Here is a 19,488-nt window from a genome sequence, read left to right as displayed (position 1 = left end):
ATTTAAAAGTTAGCTTTCAGATTAATTCCGAACGTACGTGTGCTCGGCATTTGTCCCATCTCCACACCGGGCATGATCGTGGCACCATTTAATGCGGCTGTCTCCGGATCATACATCGGGAAGTCGGACCACATCAATAGGTCACGGCCAAAAAATGCAATCGATGCACTGTTCATCTTCCAGCGCGACACCAGGCTTTTGGGCAGCCCGAATTCCAGGCGGACCTCGCGCAGTTTCAGATAGGAGGCATCAAAGCTGTTGGTCTCCATATTGGCCCGGCGATAGTAGTCGCCATACCAGGTATTGATAGCCACCTCTTTGGTATTGGGGCGATAGGTTCCGTCGCCATTGTCCACCACGCCCTCTCCGACGATAAATCCGGTCTCACGGCCTTTTAGCGTATGCTCCAGCTTACCTTGCTCGGTCATCTTGTGGTGTGTCTGGGAGTAGACAATGCCACCGTACTGTCCATCCAACAGGAAGCTAAAGGAGATATTCTTGTAACGGAACTCGTTGTGCAGGCCGCCCCGCCAGTCGGCGTAGGCATTTCCGATCTTGACCTTATCCGTAGGGCGGACAGCCAGACCGGTGCTTGCATCAATCAGCACGTCGCCATGCTCATTGCGTACAAGACCATAACCCCACAGGTCTCCTGTCGAACCGCCAATGGTTGCCCGGATCTCTGCGGCGCCAGAACCGCTGCTGGAGATAATCTGATACGGTGTTTCGACACCTTCTGTCAGCTCCAGTACTTTGTTGTTATTCTTCGACCAGTTTGCGGTTGCCGTCCACTGGAAGTTTTCTGTTTTGACGGGTGTGCCCGACACGCTCAGTTCCCAGCCTTGGTTCCTGATCAAACCGCCATTAATGACAGCTTGGCTGAAACCGGTGCTCACGTCCAGCGGAACGGTCAGGATCTGGTTACGGGACCGGTTGTAGTAAAAATTGATATCCGTCGTCAACCGGTTATTTAAAAATGCAAGATTCAGTCCGGCCTCGGTGGATGTGGATATCTCGGGTTTCAGATTTGCATTATGCAGCACCGAAGGGGCCTCGGCAGATCCCGGAAAAATGGATGTCGCAAAATATTTGATGGTGCTGTATGGATCTGCGTCGTTACCGACCTGTGCCCAGGAGAGCCTCAATTTTGCAAAAGATACCGCGGATGGCATCGGCATGAGCTCGCTCAACACAAAACTACTGCTCACCGAAGGGTAAAAATAAGACCGGTTGTTGGCTGGTAAGGTAGATGACCAGTCGTTGCGTGCGGTCACATCCAGAAAGATTTTATCTTTCCAGGACAGGTTTACCAGACCGAACACACTTTGAATTTCTCTTTTTATCAGCGTATTTTCGGCCACGGCATTGGTAAGTGCATTGCTCAATTTGTAAACACCCGGCGAGATCAACCCGCGCGCCACGCCAATGTCTTCCTTCATATCACGCTTCATCACGTTACCGCCCAAGGATGTCCGGAGGCTGAAATACTCGCTCAGCTTGTCGGTGTAGGAAAGCAAGGCGTCGGTATTGGATTCCATATAGAACAGGTCCTGCTGCTTATAGTATCCCTTAGGGAAATTGGCGGTGTCCCAGGGCCGTCTTTGTTCGCGGCGGTCTGAACGCATATTGATACCCGAGCGAAGCATCAGCTCCCATTTGGGGTTAAAGGTGTATATTCCCTGCAGCATACCGTCGATGCCGTTGCTTACCAGGCTATTCGTCATTTCATAGGCAATGACAAATGGATTTTCGATATAGGAGCTAAATGGATGGATCTGCTCGAGATTCTCCTTTCCTTTCTTCCATCTCGGCCGGTACCAGTTGAGGTCAATACTCGGGTTTTGGAAGATCATGAAGTAGGCAATGGACTGATTGTTGTAGCCCGTTCCGGGAAGGTTGTCACTGCTTTTGTTGGTGTAGTTGGCCTTGAAATTAATCTTGAGCTTTTCGCTTAGGTTGGCCGAACCATTGAAGGCAGCCACAAGGCGCTCAAACCCGGTATTGGGCATGATCCATTTATTCGAGGTATGCGTGAGTGATGTTCTTGCGGTAAATTTGTCCGTTCCGCCGTCGAATGCTACGCTGTTCATATAGGTCGCTCCTGTGCGGAAGAAACCTTTGACGCCGTCCTTGTAGGGTACCCATGGTGTCCGTTCGGTACCTGTTGTCTCCAGTTCTGGATCGTACTGGAAGTACATCTGCCCGTCAAATTTAGGTCCCCAGGCACTGGAGGTCGATCCGGTGTTGGGACCATCCTCAGTCAGTCCGTAGGAATAATACAGATCGCCATTGGCATTGCGGTTTAAGTTACCTTGTCCGTATTCATATTGAAAATCAGGCCATTTTAATACATTTTGAAAACTGCTGTTTGAATTGACGGTTACGCCAATGCCTTTACCGTTTCTTTTTCCGGATTTGGTGGTAATAATCAGTGCGCCATTTCCGGCACGGCTACCATATAGTGCGGTCGCTGCAGCGCCTTTCAGCACGGATATGGATTCGATGTCATCGGGGTTGATATCGCCCAGTCCATTTCCAAAATCTACGGGAATATCTTTGTCTGCACCGCTGGAACCGGCGCCATAGGCATCCGTCACACCTGAACTAAACCGGCCATTGACCAGTGGAACACCGTCCACGACTATCAGCGCTTCGTTTTTGGTTGGATCCAATGAGCGGTCGCCCCGTAAGTTGATGCGCGCGGTGTTTAAGGGACCGCTGCTTGCCTGCGTGATGTTGAGTCCGGCGACCTTACCTTTCATGGCATCCACCCAGTTGCTCGGTGTCGCATCGGTCATCTGTTGGCCACTGATCTTACTCACGGCATATCCGAGGGATTTTTGCTCGCGCTTGATGCCCAGGGCCGTCACCACGACTTCCTCCATCTTCTGGTCGGAGCTATGTAAGGTGATGGATGCGTTGGTTGCGTTTGCCGACCATTGTCGTGCTAATGGTTCATAGCCCACGCTTTGAAAGGTCACTTGCTGACCAGCGTCGACCTGGAGGGTAAAGCGACCTTGATTATCTGTCGTTGTCAAGGGCCTGCCGCCTGCGGTGATCGTCACACCGGCTATAGGCTGACGGGTGTTGTCGTCCAGCACCGTACCGGATACCGATATTTTCTGCTGGTTCAACCATACGTGTTTGTTCCCGTGAGGAGAAAAGGAATGCGCCACTGCCGGTGCAAAACCCAATCCGACCAACAGTAAAAATGCGCGGCTTGTACGCCCGGAGTATCGCTGGAACGATGAGGTAACTTTTTTCACTTGTTTCATAATAGACAAATCATAGAGCAGAAATCACTGCCATGGATTCGGCAAAGCTAGTCACCCAGTATAAAGTTTGTGTTAATAAAGGATTAACAATAAGATAACAAAACGCAAGATCACGCATTAAAAACGCATAGATCACGAATAAATAGGGTGTAAATAGTGCATAAAAAACGCAAAATAGAACTTAAATAACCAAGGGTCCCCCTTCATGTAAGGACTCTTGGTTATTTAAATGAGAAGAGCTGTTATTTTGTAGGAGGGGCGGGCTCTGCCTTTCCGGCTACCTGCTGAATGACCAGTTGGTGAAAATAATCAACTATGTCTGCATAGTGCTGATCGTTTGCCAGATTAGTCAGTTGATGGGGATCGCGAAGCACATCTGTCAGCGATTTTCCGGCACCATGGCCGAAAAATTCCGCATAGCGCCATTTTTCAGTTCGAACAGTGATTCCTGTAACACCTTTTCCGTTTTCACTCCAAACCGTATAAGCAGGTCTGTCCCAGGTTTTGTCGGGTTCATAAAGTAATGGCTTTAAGCTTTTTCCTTCTAGGCCTTTATAGCTGGGTAGTCCACATAAGTCGACTAGAGTTGGGTAAATATCGAGCAGTTCCACAACACGTGGAGATGGCTTACCATTGCCCTCAGCGCGTGGATCGTAAATAATAAAAGGCACACGGGTACCCTGTTCCCACAATGAACCGGCCTTGGACCACTTTCCTTTTTCACCGAGTTGATACCCATGATCACTCCAAAAGACCACGATGGTGTTTTCTTTTAATCCGGATTCCTCCAATTTCTTTAACACACGGCCGACATTCCAATCCATATAGCTGATGCAGGCTAGATAGGCCCTAATATATTCTTTGGCTTCCTGTGGCGATGCTGTGCGATTAACGAAAAAATCAGCATTTCTCCGGCGGATGGATCCGGCCGGGAATCCCACGGGGATGCCGGGCAGCGATGAAAAATCAGGTGGCAGCACGATACTGTCCAAATTATATAGATCGAAGAATTCCTTTGGGGCGATGAACGGTGTATGTGGTTTTGAAAAACCACAGGCTAAAAAGAAGGGTTGATCGTTTTTTTTGAGTTCTTCTAAGTATTCAATGGCTCTGTCGGCCACTTTCGTGTCACCCAATAACTTTGCATCTTCACCTGTTAAGGCTGCCCAATTGTCTGATGACGATGATGATGCATAGGGCTCGATTCGGGGAGGTGAGTTTGTATAGCTTTGCCAGTAGGACTGTGAATCTACAGCAGCCGGAGCAGCAGCATTGATCACCGTGCCATATCGGCGGCTCTCTCCTCCAATATCCCAGGCCTCAGTGTCATCTATGCCGCCATGGAACACCTTACCGCTTCGAATGGTTTTGTATCCGTTTTGCTTAAAATATTTAGGAAGGCTGATCCAATCTGGAAAAGACGCGTTAAACCATTCTCTATTGCCATAAAGACCGCTGGTAGTGGGGCGCTTTCCTGTTAACAAGGACGACCTGGAGGGATTGCATAGTGGATATTGACAATAGGCATGTTCAAACCAGACGCCTTTTGCTGCTAAGCCATCTAGCTGGGGTGTATGAGCCAAAGGATGTCCATATATGCCCATATCTGTCCGCAGGTCATCTGCAATCAGAAACAATACATTGTATTTTTTTTGGACCGAATCTACGGATGTTCTGTGTTGAGATTGTCCTCTTAAACAGGGAACAAGATTGAGGAAGCAAAGTGAAAGGTAGAGATATATTTTCATTTTGATGTATTTTCGTTTTCAGTGTCGCGCAATTCACATATTGAATTGGCTATAATTTGGATATTGTTAACCATTTGATGACCTGTCGGCTTGCGGTAAGCCGCAGACCAAAATAGCCTTTGGTATTTTGGATATGTTCATCAGCGAATAGGAGCTTACCGTTCATCCACACTTCTGTTTGTCTCTTTGATGTACGGACAAATGTGCTGATTGTATCGGATCGCCCTGCCTCCAGTAAAAAAGGCTTTTCATTTTTCTCTGCCAAAAGTATCCTTTCGCCAGACCCGTCATACCGGCGAAACCGCGTTGTGCTGTTGTTGTTGCCGCCAATACCCACATAGAAAAGTGTAAGGTCATTGTAACTGTCTAAGCTGCCATTCCGAGGTTTCAATTTTGTTCCGTTGTGCGGCTCCTGTGCGAGCCAAAATTGGTTCAGGTCGGAGAGCCGTTTGTTTTTGCCTTTGTCAAGACTTATCTGTCGCTCGTATTGGATGAGGTAATCGCCAGTCAGCAAGGTGTCTAGCCATAACGTGGCTCCGCCATAGGAATCAATTACTAGCCCTTCGTCAGTCGCTTCAACACGCGACTTGTCGGGATACTCCAGTTCGATGATCCATCGGTTTATTTCGTTTAATGGTACTTTCCATGTCGACTTTTCCTGCGCTGTACTAATGAAATGAATGGACAGCAGCAAAGTCAATGTTAAATAACACCTTTTATAAAATTTGACCATAACTTATCTTTTTAGAAAGTTACCTACATAATGCAGACACTGAAACGTACTTAAGCTCCACTGGGCTGCTTCGTTTGTTGATATATTTCTCCATTCCTGCTGATTGTGGACGTGTTTTACGAGTGGTATAGCAGTAGCTTTTTCAATGGATCCGGTACTTTCACCAAGCAGTTCCCGCCAGGCTCTTTCTGCCATCAAATCATCGCCCAGTTTGAAAGCGGCATAAGCGGTGAGCCTCGCATGGCTGCTTCGTAAGTTAAACTTACCTTCTTTCGTACCCAGTTCATGTATCCGCTCTTCATCGGATGCGTTGTATAAGCGACAGTATTGCAACCAAGCTGTTTCAAATCTTTTATCAGGAATTACCTGCAGTATTTCCTGACAGATCTCAACAAGTCCAAACACAGCATTCAGATGCGATACGTGCACGGTCTTATCTTTTTGGCGGTCAAATTTGCCTGAAGCTATGTCCAACAGACTCAAACCTGTGAAAAATCCCTGCGGTTGGTCAGCAATGCTGTGCATGCTCGCTTTGAGGCGGGCCAATAACCTGGGGTCGAGAGTGCGTTCCCATTCAGTAAACCATGCGGCGGCGATGGCTCCCCAGTCGGTCCCGAAACCTACTAAAGCTTTGCCTTTTGGCGCGACAATAGGTTCGTTCACACGTTTTCGAAGTGCGACAACATCCTGCAGCCTATAAGCGGCCTCCAACTGCTCACGCAGTAGGTCACCTGTACGTTCATCCGCCGTAAGGTAGTAGTAAAATCTTCTGTTGAGCGCCGTACTGATACGGAGCTGCTTGGCACTGCAGCCCCAATGCATCACATTGTGACGGCTTCCTAAGGGGGCAAATCGTCCCAGATGATGTACATCTACTTCTCCAGTGTGACGGCACATGGCTTCGGCAAAACGAAAACAATCCCGATTGCCCGAACGTAGGTAATAATACCAAAGCCAAAGGTCGGTACCCAGTTCGGAATTATCCCAGGCAAAACCGCCCACATCGTATTTCCAGACATGTCTATCCGTATCATAACTATGCATGACGTCTCCGTAGTTCCAGAATCCGTACCAGCCCCTACGATCGACCTCGCCCTGATAGAAAGCAACAAGTGCATCCAGTTTATCTTCCAGTGCTGATTTTAGTGGCGAACTCCGGTCCGGAAGCCCCCAGTTGCCACCGAATACTTTATGCTCGTAGAGATAAGAGGGACTGGCCGACAACAGTGGCGGCTGCTGATAAGCCTGTGCCAGTCGCCCCAATTTTTCAGGCGATGGGGTCTGCTCAAAGCATGATAAATATAATTCGGAAGTACGTGCTGCGCCGACCGGACTTCCGTATCCTGCCTCATAGTCCTCATAAGTTATTTCCAGGCCTTCCCATTGTTTTTCATAGTTATCTTGACCCATGCCGTCGTGATAGAATCGCAGATCCATGGCTTCGGCCATAGGAGCCCACAACCAGGCTGTCAGCGTAGCTTCATCAGATGCTGCATCACGGATGTCAAGCTGGCCGGGATAACTCTGCCAGAAGTTGCGGATACCCAAAGCGATACCATAGGAAGGTGTCCCAAGGTAGAAGGTTCCCATAGCTCTTCCGCCATCATGGCTATGGAGCCAGGCATGTCCGGATCTCGTGCGTTTTTCTATGCGGCTGGCAGAGGGATGTGCCTGGAGCAAGGTATAATCTCCAAATTCTGGAATATAAGGCATCCCTTTTTTTACCGCCTCAGCAATTTCCTCCCATTTGACTTCCTGACCTTGCAGCTGGCGGTCACGCACTTCTTTCCCTGGATCACGTCGCAGTCCAGTGAGTCCCTTTACAGCTTCGGAGAAGACTTCTCCGCCTTCACCGACAAAACGAACGTAACGGTTGTAAGTCGGCGTATCTTGCAGAGGCATCACAACGGACAGACCTATTCCCTTGATAAAATCATGCTGCTCATCACCGTCATATAAAAAGGTGTGTATTATTTTTATCGTAGGCGACTTGTGGTAAAGATAAAAACGGATGATAAACGGAATTTTTTTAAGCTCGCCCTGCTGATGTATTCCCTCCACGCGAATGAGCACCCGCTGGCTGCCGCTGTTTTCTATGGCTGTTTTATCGATATAAGACTGCCACACAGTTCTATTTAACTTGTTCCCGGGTTCCCCGTCAGGAGCATCCTGCATCCATATCTGCAAGATACCGGCTCTGGCAACGAGCCGGCCGTTTTGCCAGATTTCCTGCAGCAGCTCATTTCCGGTCTTTCCGAAAGTCACCTTTAAAAACCCATTGTCGACAGTGATGGACTGATCGCGCTCCTGTACCAGAATACCTGGCGGTGTGTGCTCACTGGTTGTCAAAAAAAGTTTATCCTGCGCCAGCCCAGATGGATCAGCAACTGCACATGCCGACCATTTCACTGAACCATCCGGCCAGAAGGCCAATGGCCAGGTCTGGATGGGGACCGTATGACCATGGCTATCGCGAAGCTCAAACTGCTGCCGTTTCTTAACTTTCCCTTCTGGCCAGGGGACACCGAAAGTTGTGCCCAAATAGGGTGCTTCCTGCTGCCGGTCAATCCAGTTCAATGGAATACCCAAAGTGGCATCTGATGGACTGTCACCGCTTTGATGTGTAGCCGGGATTGGGCGGCCATATAATTTCAGACTGGCGAGCGGCCCGATGCCCAAGCCGAGCAGGCTGGTGTTTTTTAAAAATTTCCGTCTGTTCAATTTCATTTTAACAAAGGTTAATATCCGGGATTTTGATAGACACGACGTGCTGTTTCGTCCAGAAGGACACCATCTTTATCGGTTAACATACTGATATACGATTGCGGAAAGGGTTTGAATGTATGCGCTGCCGAAAAGGTTCCCTTTCCATTTCCGTCCTGACCATTCACGCCGGATGGATTATCGGATCTGGGCCAGCCCGTGCTTCGGTTTGAGGCAAGCTGTGCATGATGCAACATACGCTCCAGCTGGATACCTGCATGGTGTATTCCTTCGTATAAAATCTGCTCTGTATTAAACTCGCGCGAGTATTCATTATAGATAAAATGAACAAAACGTTTCAATTCAGTATTCGCCTCGGGAGGATATTGTTCGGCCTTGGATTTCATAGAGCTTCCGTCCCAATAGGAAGCATCCACTCTAATTTTATCAAAAGTGGCCGTCGCGGAGCGGTAGGGGTAAGAGCGTTCTTCCGCGCGCAATGATTCGGCTCCTGGGTATAGGCGGGCCAATACTTCGGCCCGGTTTTCTCCGGCCTTATAGGCAGCCCGGCTTCGTAATTTGTTGATATCGGCAATAGCACTGGCATAGTCTCCTTTTCGGCCATAGGCTTCTGCCCGGATCAGGAAAGTTTCGGCAAGGCGAAAAATGGCCACGTCACGCGTGCCAAAATGGTTGTCTACCGTACTGCGATTCGGATCGATAAATTTGCGTGAAGAAGGACGTACTTTCCGGTTCAATAGTAGCCCTGCGTTTCCACTGTACCGGTCAGCGCCTGTCTTTCGGTAATAGTATTTTCCATTGTCCTTAATCCATCGTGGATAGAGTATATAGGGCTGTGCGAGAGCTTCACTGATATCGATAGCCGTTTCTTTGCTGTTTTCAAGAAAGACAAGCCCCAGGTCGGCAGTTCCGATTTTCCGCTGTCCAGCCACGGCATTACGCCCATTCCACGAAGGACGGTTATAGCTGGGCTTGATATTCACATTAAAGAACTCGGCTTCATTTGTTTGCCAGGTTAGGGAAGCATTCTTTGCATCCGTATAAGCCAGTCCGGGACCGTCCGATTGGGAGGCGTTATCGAAAGAGGCACTTTGATATTCGAGCTGGAAGGATTTTTCAAAACGGGAATCGTTGATTTTATCCGTAAATACATCATAGCCCCAGTCAGAGGGCAAAAATCCCTGACCTTTTAGCAGGCCATAGGACCAGGTCCAGCTCGGGATATTCCAGGCTGCATTGCGATAATCGGCGGTAAAGGCTGCATTGGTGCGCATACCGTAGCGGCCATTGTCCAAATTATTGCCATAGGAGGCCTGCAGTATGATCTCTGCATTTGTTTCGTTCGCCCAATTGCCTTTCTCAATGGCAAAAAGGTCCCAATAATTTGAGGCAAGACGGATACCTGAATTGATGACCCGTGAGGAATAATAAATGGCGGAATCCAAATCTGCGCTTCCTTCCCCTTTATATAATAGCCCTTGGTATGCATTCGGGCTTGTTGGGTCTACGGTACCGTCTGCATTTCGGTAGGGTTTAAAGGCTGCAGCCTGATGGCGCTGCAGGTAAAGTTTTGCCAGGAAATGCAGGGCAGCATTTTGGGTAATCCGGCCACGCTGGGTCTGCCCGGCAGCAGGTAAATACTGCTCGGCAAATCGTAGGTCTGAAATTAATTTGGCATAAATGGTCGCCGAATTTGTTTTAGGCAGATAAAAGTTTGCAGGAAGACTATTATTGCTTTTCAGCGGAAAGGGAACATCTCCCAATTGGGTAACAAGCAGGTAATAGGCATAAGCCCGCAGAAAATAGAGTTCGGAAAGCTTTTGATTGGCATAGGCGGCATCACTTGCATATTTTCCCGGCGCTCTCTCGGTAATGATTTCGATAGCTTTGTTACAATCGTTTATAATCGGATAGGCTCCCAATAACTGGGTTTGATAATAGCCGATCAGATTATTGGCATATTCGCCGGCAGCACCTGATGGCGACCACACGGCGGGGCTGAAGGTTGCCCAGGCATTATCGAGTGGTTCAGTGATATCGTTGCCTGTTTCAAAAAGAAAGGGGCCTTCCATAAACCCATATTTCCACCGTAAGATGTTGTAATTTGCAACGACCAGTTCGTCAAGTCCTTTTTCAGATTCAAAATAGTCTTGGGTGATCGTAGAGACCATTTCTTCTTTGAGAAAGTCTTTGCATGACGTTAATCCTGCTCCTGTCGAAAGCATTGCTATAGCCCAGAGGGCTGCGGTTTTTATCGTATATTTTTCAAGTCTCATGTTTTGTTGGTACTATAGATTTAAAGACCCATTCTCAAGCCGAGAACGGCACTGCGCAATAAGATGGTGTTGGCGGTCTGACCACCACGCTGGGCTGCGGCAGCATTGTCCCAGCCATTCACATCGTCTGGATTAAGGCCTATTTTCACAGCTTCGCCACCCCAGATCACCGGATTTAGGATCTGTGCATATACCTGCAGACTTCCAATATTGAGCTTATCCAACAAAGATTGTTTGAACGTGTAGCCCAAGGAGATATAGCGCAACGAGACCAAACTGCCACTGGTATAATTCCGTGCAGCATTGTAGTTCGTAAACGTTGCGGTCGTCTGCTGGGGAAAAGAAGCCGAGGTGTTTTCGGAACTCCATACATCGTTTTCTATCCGGCGTCCATACGTCTGCAGTGCACCATAATAGCGGCTGCCGATACGGGCATAGACAAAGAAAGAAAGATCCCAGTGTTTGTAACGGAAAGCGTTGACAATGCCGCCGCTCCATTTGGGCCTATTGCTGCCCAATATCTCTTTATCACTGTCGTTTATGGTTCCAAATCCGTTGTCAAGATAGGTGACGGTTTCACCGGATGTGAGGGTTACAGATTTGGCACCGTCGGTACCGGCCGGCACTTCTACCAGTTGCTGATCTTTAATCTTTACTTGTCCCGGCAAAGCGGTGATGTTGCCAATTTTTTTATAAAGTTCAATCAACCGGAGATCTTCGGGCGTTTGCTGCCACAACCGGTCATATACATAGTCCCTAAATACGGCTATAGGTTGCCCGATAAACCAGCCATTGGCTACATCATCTACCTTACCATCGACCAATTCGACGATCTTCTCGCGGTTTCTGCTCCAGGTCAGGGTGGTGTTCCAGGAAAAATCTGGCCGGTCGACGTTTTTACTTGATACAGAGATTTCAAGTCCGCTGTTACTCGTCTTACCGATATTGCCCAGTATACTGTTGTAACCTAATACTGGAGGAATGGATCGACTGAGCAGGAGATCTTTGGTATTCGCCTTATACCATTCGAGCGAACCTGATATCCTGTTGTTCAGAAATCCAAAATCCAGTCCGACATTATGCTGAACAGTTTTTTCCCAGCCGAGACCTGCATTTGGCATGGAGGATGATTTATAGCCCGGATATTGGGTCTCGTCAAAAACATAGGCTGCTCCGGCGATTGTTCCCGAGGTGGTGTAGGGAGATACGGAGGAATTGCCGGTCACGCCAATTCCATAGCGGACTTTCAGCTGATTGACCCATTTGATCTGTTTTAGCCAGGGTTCTTCTTCCAGTTTATAAGCTACCGCCAGAGAGGGAAAGAAATCAAACTTATGTCCCTGGGCGAGTACCGACGCACCGTCCCATCGTCCGGTAGCTGTAAGGAGGTATCTATTTTTCAGGGCATAATTGGCTCTTAGCATGTACGAAAGAAGTGTGTATTTGCTATAGGATGTCCCATAGCTCATGGGGCGCCCCAGATCATTCGCCTCCAGATTGTACCACAGCGAGGAGGGAAAGGTGATATCCTGTGCCCGGATATTAATGCCATTGGATCTATTTGCCTGTGACGACTGCAAGGCATCCACTTTCAGCGACTGATCAGTCCATTTTTTATCGAACGTCAACATATTCTCAAACACCCAGGATAATCTTTTACTATGGGAATTATAGCCAATCAGAGGAGCCGTACCCACTGCAGAAAACGGGTTGGTATAGTCAGGGCCATAGAAGGAACCATTTTCCACACCCGTATACTGTACCCCAAATTTAAGCTGATATTTTAGCCAGGGAGTAAAATTGAGCTGCGCAAAAGCATTGGAAAGCACACTGTACTGCGTGTACTCATTTTTGCTGTTTTCAATATTTAGCAACACATTATGAGCCGATAAACCTGTGCGATTGGTGTTTAAGAGAAGGCCATTTTCGTCATAAGCAGGCGCATAGGGCATGAGTGCAAGGGCTTGGCTGTAGGAGTCTTTTCCGCCCGAATTGGCGGTATTATCGGCCATGCCATAATTCTGAATGGAGTAACTGCCTATTGTTGACAGGCCCAACTTTAACCATTTCCGTGGAGAAACATCACCTTTTAAAGTCGTGGTATAGCGCTTATAGTCCTGATCGATCATGGCTCCTTGTTGATCCAGCAAGCCTGCTGACAAATAAAGGCTCGAATTTTCGTTACCCGAAGAGAGCGAGATGCTATGGTTATTGGTTTTTGCAAGGCGCGTCACCAGATCTGCCCAATCCTGATTGAGAAGATTATTGCCATTAAATACGGGGACTTGCTGTGCATATCCTTTCGCAATCTCCTCCGCAGTAGCGTCACGAAGTAACAGTTTGCCGTCTGCTCCCCAGCTATACGCGTTTCGGATGGACTCGATACCATAGGTTTCGCCACCGCCAAAATTTTGAATATCAAAATCAGGATCGGGCGCTGTGCCATATTTTCCTGTATAGGTCCCCCCGTTAATGTGGCTCTGCCGTTGCCAGTCCAAAAGCGCCTTTGAATCCATCCAGTCTGTGGTCGAATGGATTTGATCGAAAGATAATGATCCATTGTACTGCACGGAGACCTGTCCTTTTTTTCCTTCCAAAAGTGAAACCAATATAACGCCGTTTGCACCACGTGAACCATAGATTGCCGTTGCAGAAGCGTCTTTTAGAATTTCGATGGAGGCGATGTCTTTTGGATTAATAATAGCGGCTTCACTGGCAGATATTGGAATTCCGTCGACCACATACAGTGGCTCATTGGAAGCATTTATAGAACGGTTACCGCGAATACGTATGGTTCCTATGCCACCGGGACGGTTATTTGAGGTAATGTCCACACCGCTTGCTTTACCCTGTATGCCCTGCACAATATTCGCTATTGGCCGATCATTGAGATCCTGCCCCTTGATCTGGGAAAGTGCACCTGTAATATCGCCTTTTTTGGCCGTTCCATAGCCGACGACAACAATTTCGTCAAGCTGACGGTCGTTCGGCTGCAGTTTGATTTCTACAGGCGAGCGTTGTACAATGAGGGTGTCCGAAACATAACCAAGATGGCTCACAATAATCTTAAAAGGTAATTTTTGACCTGTTCGGAAGGAAAAACGGCCATAGGTATCGGTTTGTACACGGTGTGTGACCGCGTCTAGTTGTACGGTCGCTCCAGCGATGGGCTTATTGGTCCGTGCATCAAGTAGTGTACCAATAAGATCTGCATTGATAATAGGTGAAACTGGTTGCTGTGCGACTACTTTACTTGACTGAAATGAGACAAATAGAGCCACAGACAATCGTTTCCAATTGTTTATACTCATGATTAAAACAGTAGATTAGGTTGATTTTGAACTCTAAAAAAACGAAAGCTTTTCAGCTGGCTTGTATCATGTGATGCACATTCGCCCTTTCATGAAGAATAAGGTGGTCAGCAGGGGACTGTTTTTGGGAGAGATCGCTTGTCTAAAATAATACTTGCTCATAGGAATTTAAATTGTTAAAACTACATTTAATAAAAAACGTTACCAACGCCAATTGAGAAACGGTAAGCAAATATAAAAATAGAATACAATAAAGTCTACTGTTTTTATAGATTTTTTTTTTGTTTGCCTAATAATAGACCTATTCATAATACCAGAAGTGCATATATACGCATTATTAAGGGTGCTGGTCGGCAACAAGGAAGATACTTTCAGCTACATGAGCTATGTATGCTCATCAAACGTAACCGTAAACAGAAAAAAAATCTACTAATCTACTATACATTATTTGTTTTTATTATTACATTTGTACATCGTCGTTTCAATTGGCGTTGGCAACGATCTAATCACTATCTAAACAAAGTAAAAATGAAACAGTATTATCTAAACCCATCTTTTAGTCAAAGTAAGTCATCTTTCCCGTTTGCACACCAAGCGTTCCCTGCGCGACGAATGTGTAGCTAGTCCTTTTCCTCCGGTTCTTTTAACTACAAAAGCAATAGCTAGCCTGTTGCTTGCTTCCTGCTGTCCTAAACACGGTTTACGGCCAGTACCTCTATTTTTTTAACTAAACGATTCAACCTATGAAAAAGAGAAGATTACTACACTATTCTGCCTACCTATTGCTGGCAGGGCTGGCCGAAAAGCCATGCTACACCTATGCTCAGGATTCCCCGAAAACAATCGTCAATGCCTCGTTTAGGGGACTGGTGATCGATGCGGCAAGCGGACAGCCTGTCGAGGGGGCCACAGTCAGGCTTTACGGAGTTACTCATGCGGTGACCACCGACCGAAAAGGCAGTTTCGCTTTTGTCACCGGACAAAAGCTGCCGGCCCGTGTCGTGGTATCCTCCGTCGGTTATAAGGAGCAGACCGCGCTGATCCGCGAGCAGGGGGACACTGTCCGGCTCCACAGGGACGACCGCGCACTGGAGGAAGTGGTCGTCGTGGGGTATGGTACCCAAAAACGCAAAGATTTTACCGGGGCTGCATCGAGTATCACTGCCGAAGCGATCAAAGATATCCCAGTACAGAGTTTCGACCAGGCGCTGGCCGGCAAGGCCTCCGGGGTCAGCATTTCTTTGCCCAACGGACTGCTCAATAATCCGCCTGTCATACGAATAAGGGGACTCAATTCGATATCCCTCAGCTCTTATCCGCTGATTGTCATCGATGGGATTCCGGTCAATACCGGCAATATCGGCTCATCCAACGTGGCCAACAATCCGCTCGCGGATATCAATCCATCGGATATAGAATCGATCGATGTGCTGAAAGATGCGGCTTCCACATCCATCTATGGTTCAAGGGCAGCCGGTGGTGTGCTGATCGTAACGACCAAAAAAGGGAAACAGGGCCGCGCCAAGGTGACCTATGATGTCTGGGGATCTGCTGTCTCCGCTGTTCGCCTGCCCAGATTGCTGAATGCCAGCCAGTATATGGCGATCAAAAATGAGGCTGTCCTCAACAACAAGGTGCTGTCCGGCAATGCGGACAATGACAAGGTGGCGAGCGAACTTTTCTTTCCGCAGTATGATGCCAATGGCAACCTCGTCGAAACAAACTGGTATGATCATGTCTATAATACCGGATATAGCCACAACCACAGCTTAGCGGTCAGCGGAGCGAATGCAAGTACGCAGTATTATTTTTCGGGCAACTACTCGGATCAGGAAGGCTTTTTTGCGAAAAATAGTTTTGACCGAAAGGGTCTGCGGTTTAATATCGAACACAAAGTGAACGACTGGTTCTCGCTGGGCAGCAACCTGACCTACAACAACACCTTCAACGATGCCAAAAATTCGGGCTCATTGCCCAGCAGCCAGCTGCTGCTGATCGGGGGAGCAAGGCTGGCGATTGCTTTGCCGCCAAATGTGTCGGCTTATAACGATGACGGTACATATAATCTGAGCAGCACGGGATTATTGGGCCCCGGGGCCAACCTGTTTACCAATACGCTGTATAATCCCGAAGCTCTCTTTGCCTATAGCAAGTATACCACTCGCAATGATCATATCCTTGGCAATGTGCACGCTTCGCTCAGCTTGCTCAAAGGTTTGAAATTCACAAGCACCTATGCGGTAGACCGTAACCTCTCGACCACGAAGACCTTTCTGAGCCCCAGCCTGGGGTCCTCTGGCTATTCAAATGGGGGATCGGTAACCAATGTGAGCAGCCTGCGCAACAACTGGAACTTTACCAACACGCTGAACTATGACAAGGTCTTTTCCGAAAGGCATGCGCTATCGCTGTTGCTCGGCTACGATATCCAGAAGTACGACAACGACAGCTGGAATGCATCGCAGAATAATGCTTCTGATCCATTTTTTGAAAATTTTCAGGGCAGTTGGACCACACTCTCTGGAGCAGGAGGCAGCATCACCGAACGTTTTTACCGCTCGACATTTGTCCGTGCTACCTACAACTATGACAAGCGCTATTTCCTGACAGCCAATTTCAGGCGGGACGGCAATTCGGCTCTGGGCGCCAACAGCAAATACGGTGACTTTGGGGGCCTGTCGCTAGGATGGTCTGTGTTTGAAGAAGACTTCTATAAGAGCAGCAGCCTGGCTGCGGTGCTGGGCGACTTGCGCCTCCGGGGGAGCTGGGGCAAGGTGGGCAACGGCAACCTCTCGGCCTATGAGTCGCTCAATCTGTACAGCTCATCGCTATATGGTACCGCGCCCACATGGAGCCTCTCCCAGGCCGGTAATCCGGATCTGGGCTGGGAGACTTCTGAACAGACGAATCTGGGGCTGAGTGCCGACCTGGCCAACAAGCGCCTGCACTTGGACGTCGATTATTTTAGAAACAATGTGAACGGATTAATTCTGGATGTGCCGCAGTCCCCATCGAAGGGTATCCCCGGCAACAGTATCCTCAAAAATGTCGGAAGCATGTACAACAGAGGGATCGAGGTGGCCATCAGTGGTGACATCATCAGAAAGGCCGATTTCACCTGGAACGCCGCCTTCAATTTTACCCATGTAAAGAATAAAGTAACATCACTGTCTGACGGAAATGCGGATATCATTGGTTACACGCACACCACTACCGAAGCCAATAATATCACCCGCGTCGGATATGCCGTGGGTAGTTTGTACGGTGCTGTGACGGATGGCGTGAATCCCGAAAATGGCCAGCGCATATTTATCAATAAGAATGGGGAGCGCGTACAATACAGTGCTGCGGTGGCTTCGGGACAGAGCAACTGGACCTACCTCGACGGTCGGGTTGCGAGCCCCATCACGGTGGCTGACTATCAGGTGCTGGGGACGGCCCTGCCAACCTGGTATGGCGGTTTCAACAATGCGCTGCGCTATAAATCCTTTGATGCAGCGGTGAGCTTCACCTTTGCCGGGGGTAACAAAGTCATGAACGGCACTAGGGGTACCTTGCTGGACCAGCGTTTTTACAATAATTCGGTCGAAGTACTCGGCAGATGGACTGCTCCGGGGCAGCACACCGATATACCACGCCTGGTCTACAACGATGTGATATCCAATGGTTCGGCTGGCTTTTCGATCGATCAGAATGCTGAGAAAGCAGATTTTCTGCGTCTGCAGCAGCTCACTATCGGCTACACCTTCCGTGGCAACCTGCTGAATACCGTCGGTCTCTCCAGCATCCGCATCTATGGGCAGGCTTCCAACCTGTTCCTGATCACAGGGTATTCGGGCACTGATCCGGAGTCCTCTTCCAACGGCAATTCCAATACCTCGGTCGGCGTGGAAAAGAATTCTATCGGACAGGGCCGTACGTGGGCGGCCGGTTTAAATGTATCATTCTAAAACTCTGAAAACATGAAAATTAACATAACCACAAAGAGCTACCTGCTCAGCGCATTATTACTCGTATCTGCCCTGTACTCCTGTACAAAGGACAGTGGATTATTTCCCGTGCCGACGACATCCATATCCGACAAAAACGTCTTTGATACACCGGCCCGCATTGAGGGTGTCGTCAACGGCATTTACAAGAGCTTAAAAGGGGCCAGCCTGTACGGTGGGCGTTATCTGCTTTATCAGGATGTCCGGGGTGAGGATTTTATCAACGTCACGGCCAACAGTTACACTGCCTACGAGAGCTGGAACAACTCCTATAGTTCGGGATCCAATGATATCAACAACCTGTGGTCTGCCGCCTACACAGCAATCAACGGCGCTAACATCCTGATCGAGGCGCTGACTCCGGGTACGGATGTGATCAGTGCGGATCTTTCCAGAGCGTATATTGCTGAAGCGAAGTTCCTGCGCGCGGTTGCTTATTTCAGCCTTGTGACCGTGTTCGCTCAGCCCTATAACAAAGATGGGGGAGCTTCCCCGGGACTGCCGCTGCGCCTGAAAGCGGAAGTCGACGGAAACAACAATGATCTGGCCCGCAGTACGGTTGCCAAGGTGTACAGCCAGATCCTGAGCGATCTTGACGATGCTGAAAAGGACTTGCCGGACAGCTATTCAACCGCCCTGCTCAACACAACGCGGGCGCATAAAAATACAGCACGGGCTTTCAAAACGCGGGTTTATCTGACGGTCAGTAATTATGCAAAGGTACTGGAAGAGGCAAAAAAGATCGTTCCGCAGCAGGCCGCACCATTTAAGGCGCAACAGGGGGTCGCCCATGAACTGCAGCCGGATATCACGACGGTGTTTGGAGGCAGCTATACCACGGCGGAGTCTATCCTCAGTATGCCCATGAGCACAACGGATGCGCTGTCGGGGCAGTCAGCAATCGGCTATGTCTATTACATAAATAAGGAATATTATCTTAATCCCAGTGGGATCGTAAACGACACCCAGTGGGGGCAGGCGGATAGACGGCGTAGTCTTCTGCTGGCCAATGCCGGTAAGCAGTACTTAAAAAAGTACGCCAAAGCCTCGCCCTATGTGGATTATATTCCGGTGATCCGCTATGCCGAGGTGCTGTTGAACTATGCCGAAGCGGCGGCACAGACGGAGCAGCTTGCTCTTGCGGCGGCGCTGTTAAAGGCGGTACACCAGCGCTCGGATGCAGACTTTGTATTCCCGGAGGCGTCTCTGGCAAGCAAAACGTCCATCCTCCAGGCGATTGGCAAAGAACGGCGTATTGAGCTGCTCGGAGAGGGACTGCGGGGGCATGACCTCCTGCGCCAGCTAAAGGAACTTCCCGCAAAAGGGGATGCCAGTATACAGACACCCAGCGTACCCGTAAATGCACAGAACTACATTTTTCCGGCACCCAATACAGAGCTGGCGACCAATAAACTTTTTAACTAAATCATCT

General features: G+C 48.7%; 8 protein-coding genes. 2 read left to right on the top strand and 6 right to left on the bottom strand.

Going from position 1 to position 19,488, the window contains the following annotated elements:
* Positions 1–2: 2 nt before the first annotated feature.
* The 6 genes from K7A41_RS19820 to K7A41_RS19795 all read right to left on the bottom strand — a co-directional run bounded on the left by K7A41_RS19820 (position 3) and on the right by K7A41_RS19795 (position 14,067).
* The gene (locus tag K7A41_RS19820) at positions 3–3,275 is read right to left on the bottom strand and encodes a SusC/RagA family TonB-linked outer membrane protein (protein ID WP_265715103.1); all 3,273 of its coding nucleotides are present in this window, start codon (positions 3,273–3,275) and stop codon (positions 3–5) included.
* Positions 3,276–3,517: 242 nt separating this feature from the next.
* Positions 3,518–5,023: a sulfatase gene (locus tag K7A41_RS19815; protein WP_265715102.1), complete on the bottom strand. Its 1,506-nt coding sequence runs from the start codon at positions 5,021–5,023 to the stop codon at positions 3,518–3,520.
* Positions 5,024–5,072: 49 nt separating this feature from the next.
* The gene (locus tag K7A41_RS19810) at positions 5,073–5,756 is read right to left on the bottom strand and encodes a DUF6250 domain-containing protein (RefSeq protein WP_265715101.1); all 684 of its coding nucleotides are present in this window, start codon (positions 5,754–5,756) and stop codon (positions 5,073–5,075) included.
* A 3-nt stretch (positions 5,757–5,759) separates the two neighbouring features.
* On the bottom strand, positions 5,760–8,483 hold the full coding sequence (locus tag K7A41_RS19805) for a hypothetical protein (RefSeq protein ID WP_265715099.1): 2,724 nt from the start codon (positions 8,481–8,483) through the stop codon (positions 5,760–5,762).
* Positions 8,484–8,494: 11 nt separating this feature from the next.
* Positions 8,495–10,756 carry a RagB/SusD family nutrient uptake outer membrane protein gene (locus K7A41_RS19800; RefSeq protein ID WP_265715098.1) on the bottom strand — a complete coding sequence of 754 codons (2,262 nt, stop codon included), beginning with the start codon at positions 10,754–10,756 and terminating at the stop codon, positions 8,495–8,497.
* A gap of 20 nt (positions 10,757–10,776) precedes the next feature.
* Positions 10,777–14,067 carry a SusC/RagA family TonB-linked outer membrane protein gene (locus tag K7A41_RS19795; protein ID WP_265715096.1) on the bottom strand — a complete coding sequence of 1,097 codons (3,291 nt, stop codon included), beginning with the start codon at positions 14,065–14,067 and terminating at the stop codon, positions 10,777–10,779.
* 743 nt (positions 14,068–14,810) lie between these two features.
* Here K7A41_RS19795 and K7A41_RS19790 point away from each other — a divergent pair.
* Together K7A41_RS19790 and K7A41_RS19785 are read left to right on the top strand one after the other, a co-directional pair.
* Entirely contained in the window at positions 14,811–18,017 is a 3,207-nt protein-coding gene (locus tag K7A41_RS19790; RefSeq protein ID WP_265715095.1) for a SusC/RagA family TonB-linked outer membrane protein, read from the top strand.
* 12 nt (positions 18,018–18,029) lie between these two features.
* The gene (locus K7A41_RS19785; protein ID WP_265715093.1) at positions 18,030–19,481 is read left to right on the top strand and encodes a RagB/SusD family nutrient uptake outer membrane protein; all 1,452 of its coding nucleotides are present in this window, start codon (positions 18,030–18,032) and stop codon (positions 19,479–19,481) included.
* Positions 19,482–19,488 lie beyond the last annotated feature (7 nt).

This window comes from Sphingobacterium sp. InxBP1, from assembly GCF_026191775.1.
In the GTDB taxonomy this organism is placed as follows: Bacteria; Bacteroidota; Bacteroidia; order Sphingobacteriales; family Sphingobacteriaceae; genus Sphingobacterium; species Sphingobacterium thalpophilum.
This window is presented reverse-complemented; position numbering and strand designations above follow the sequence as displayed.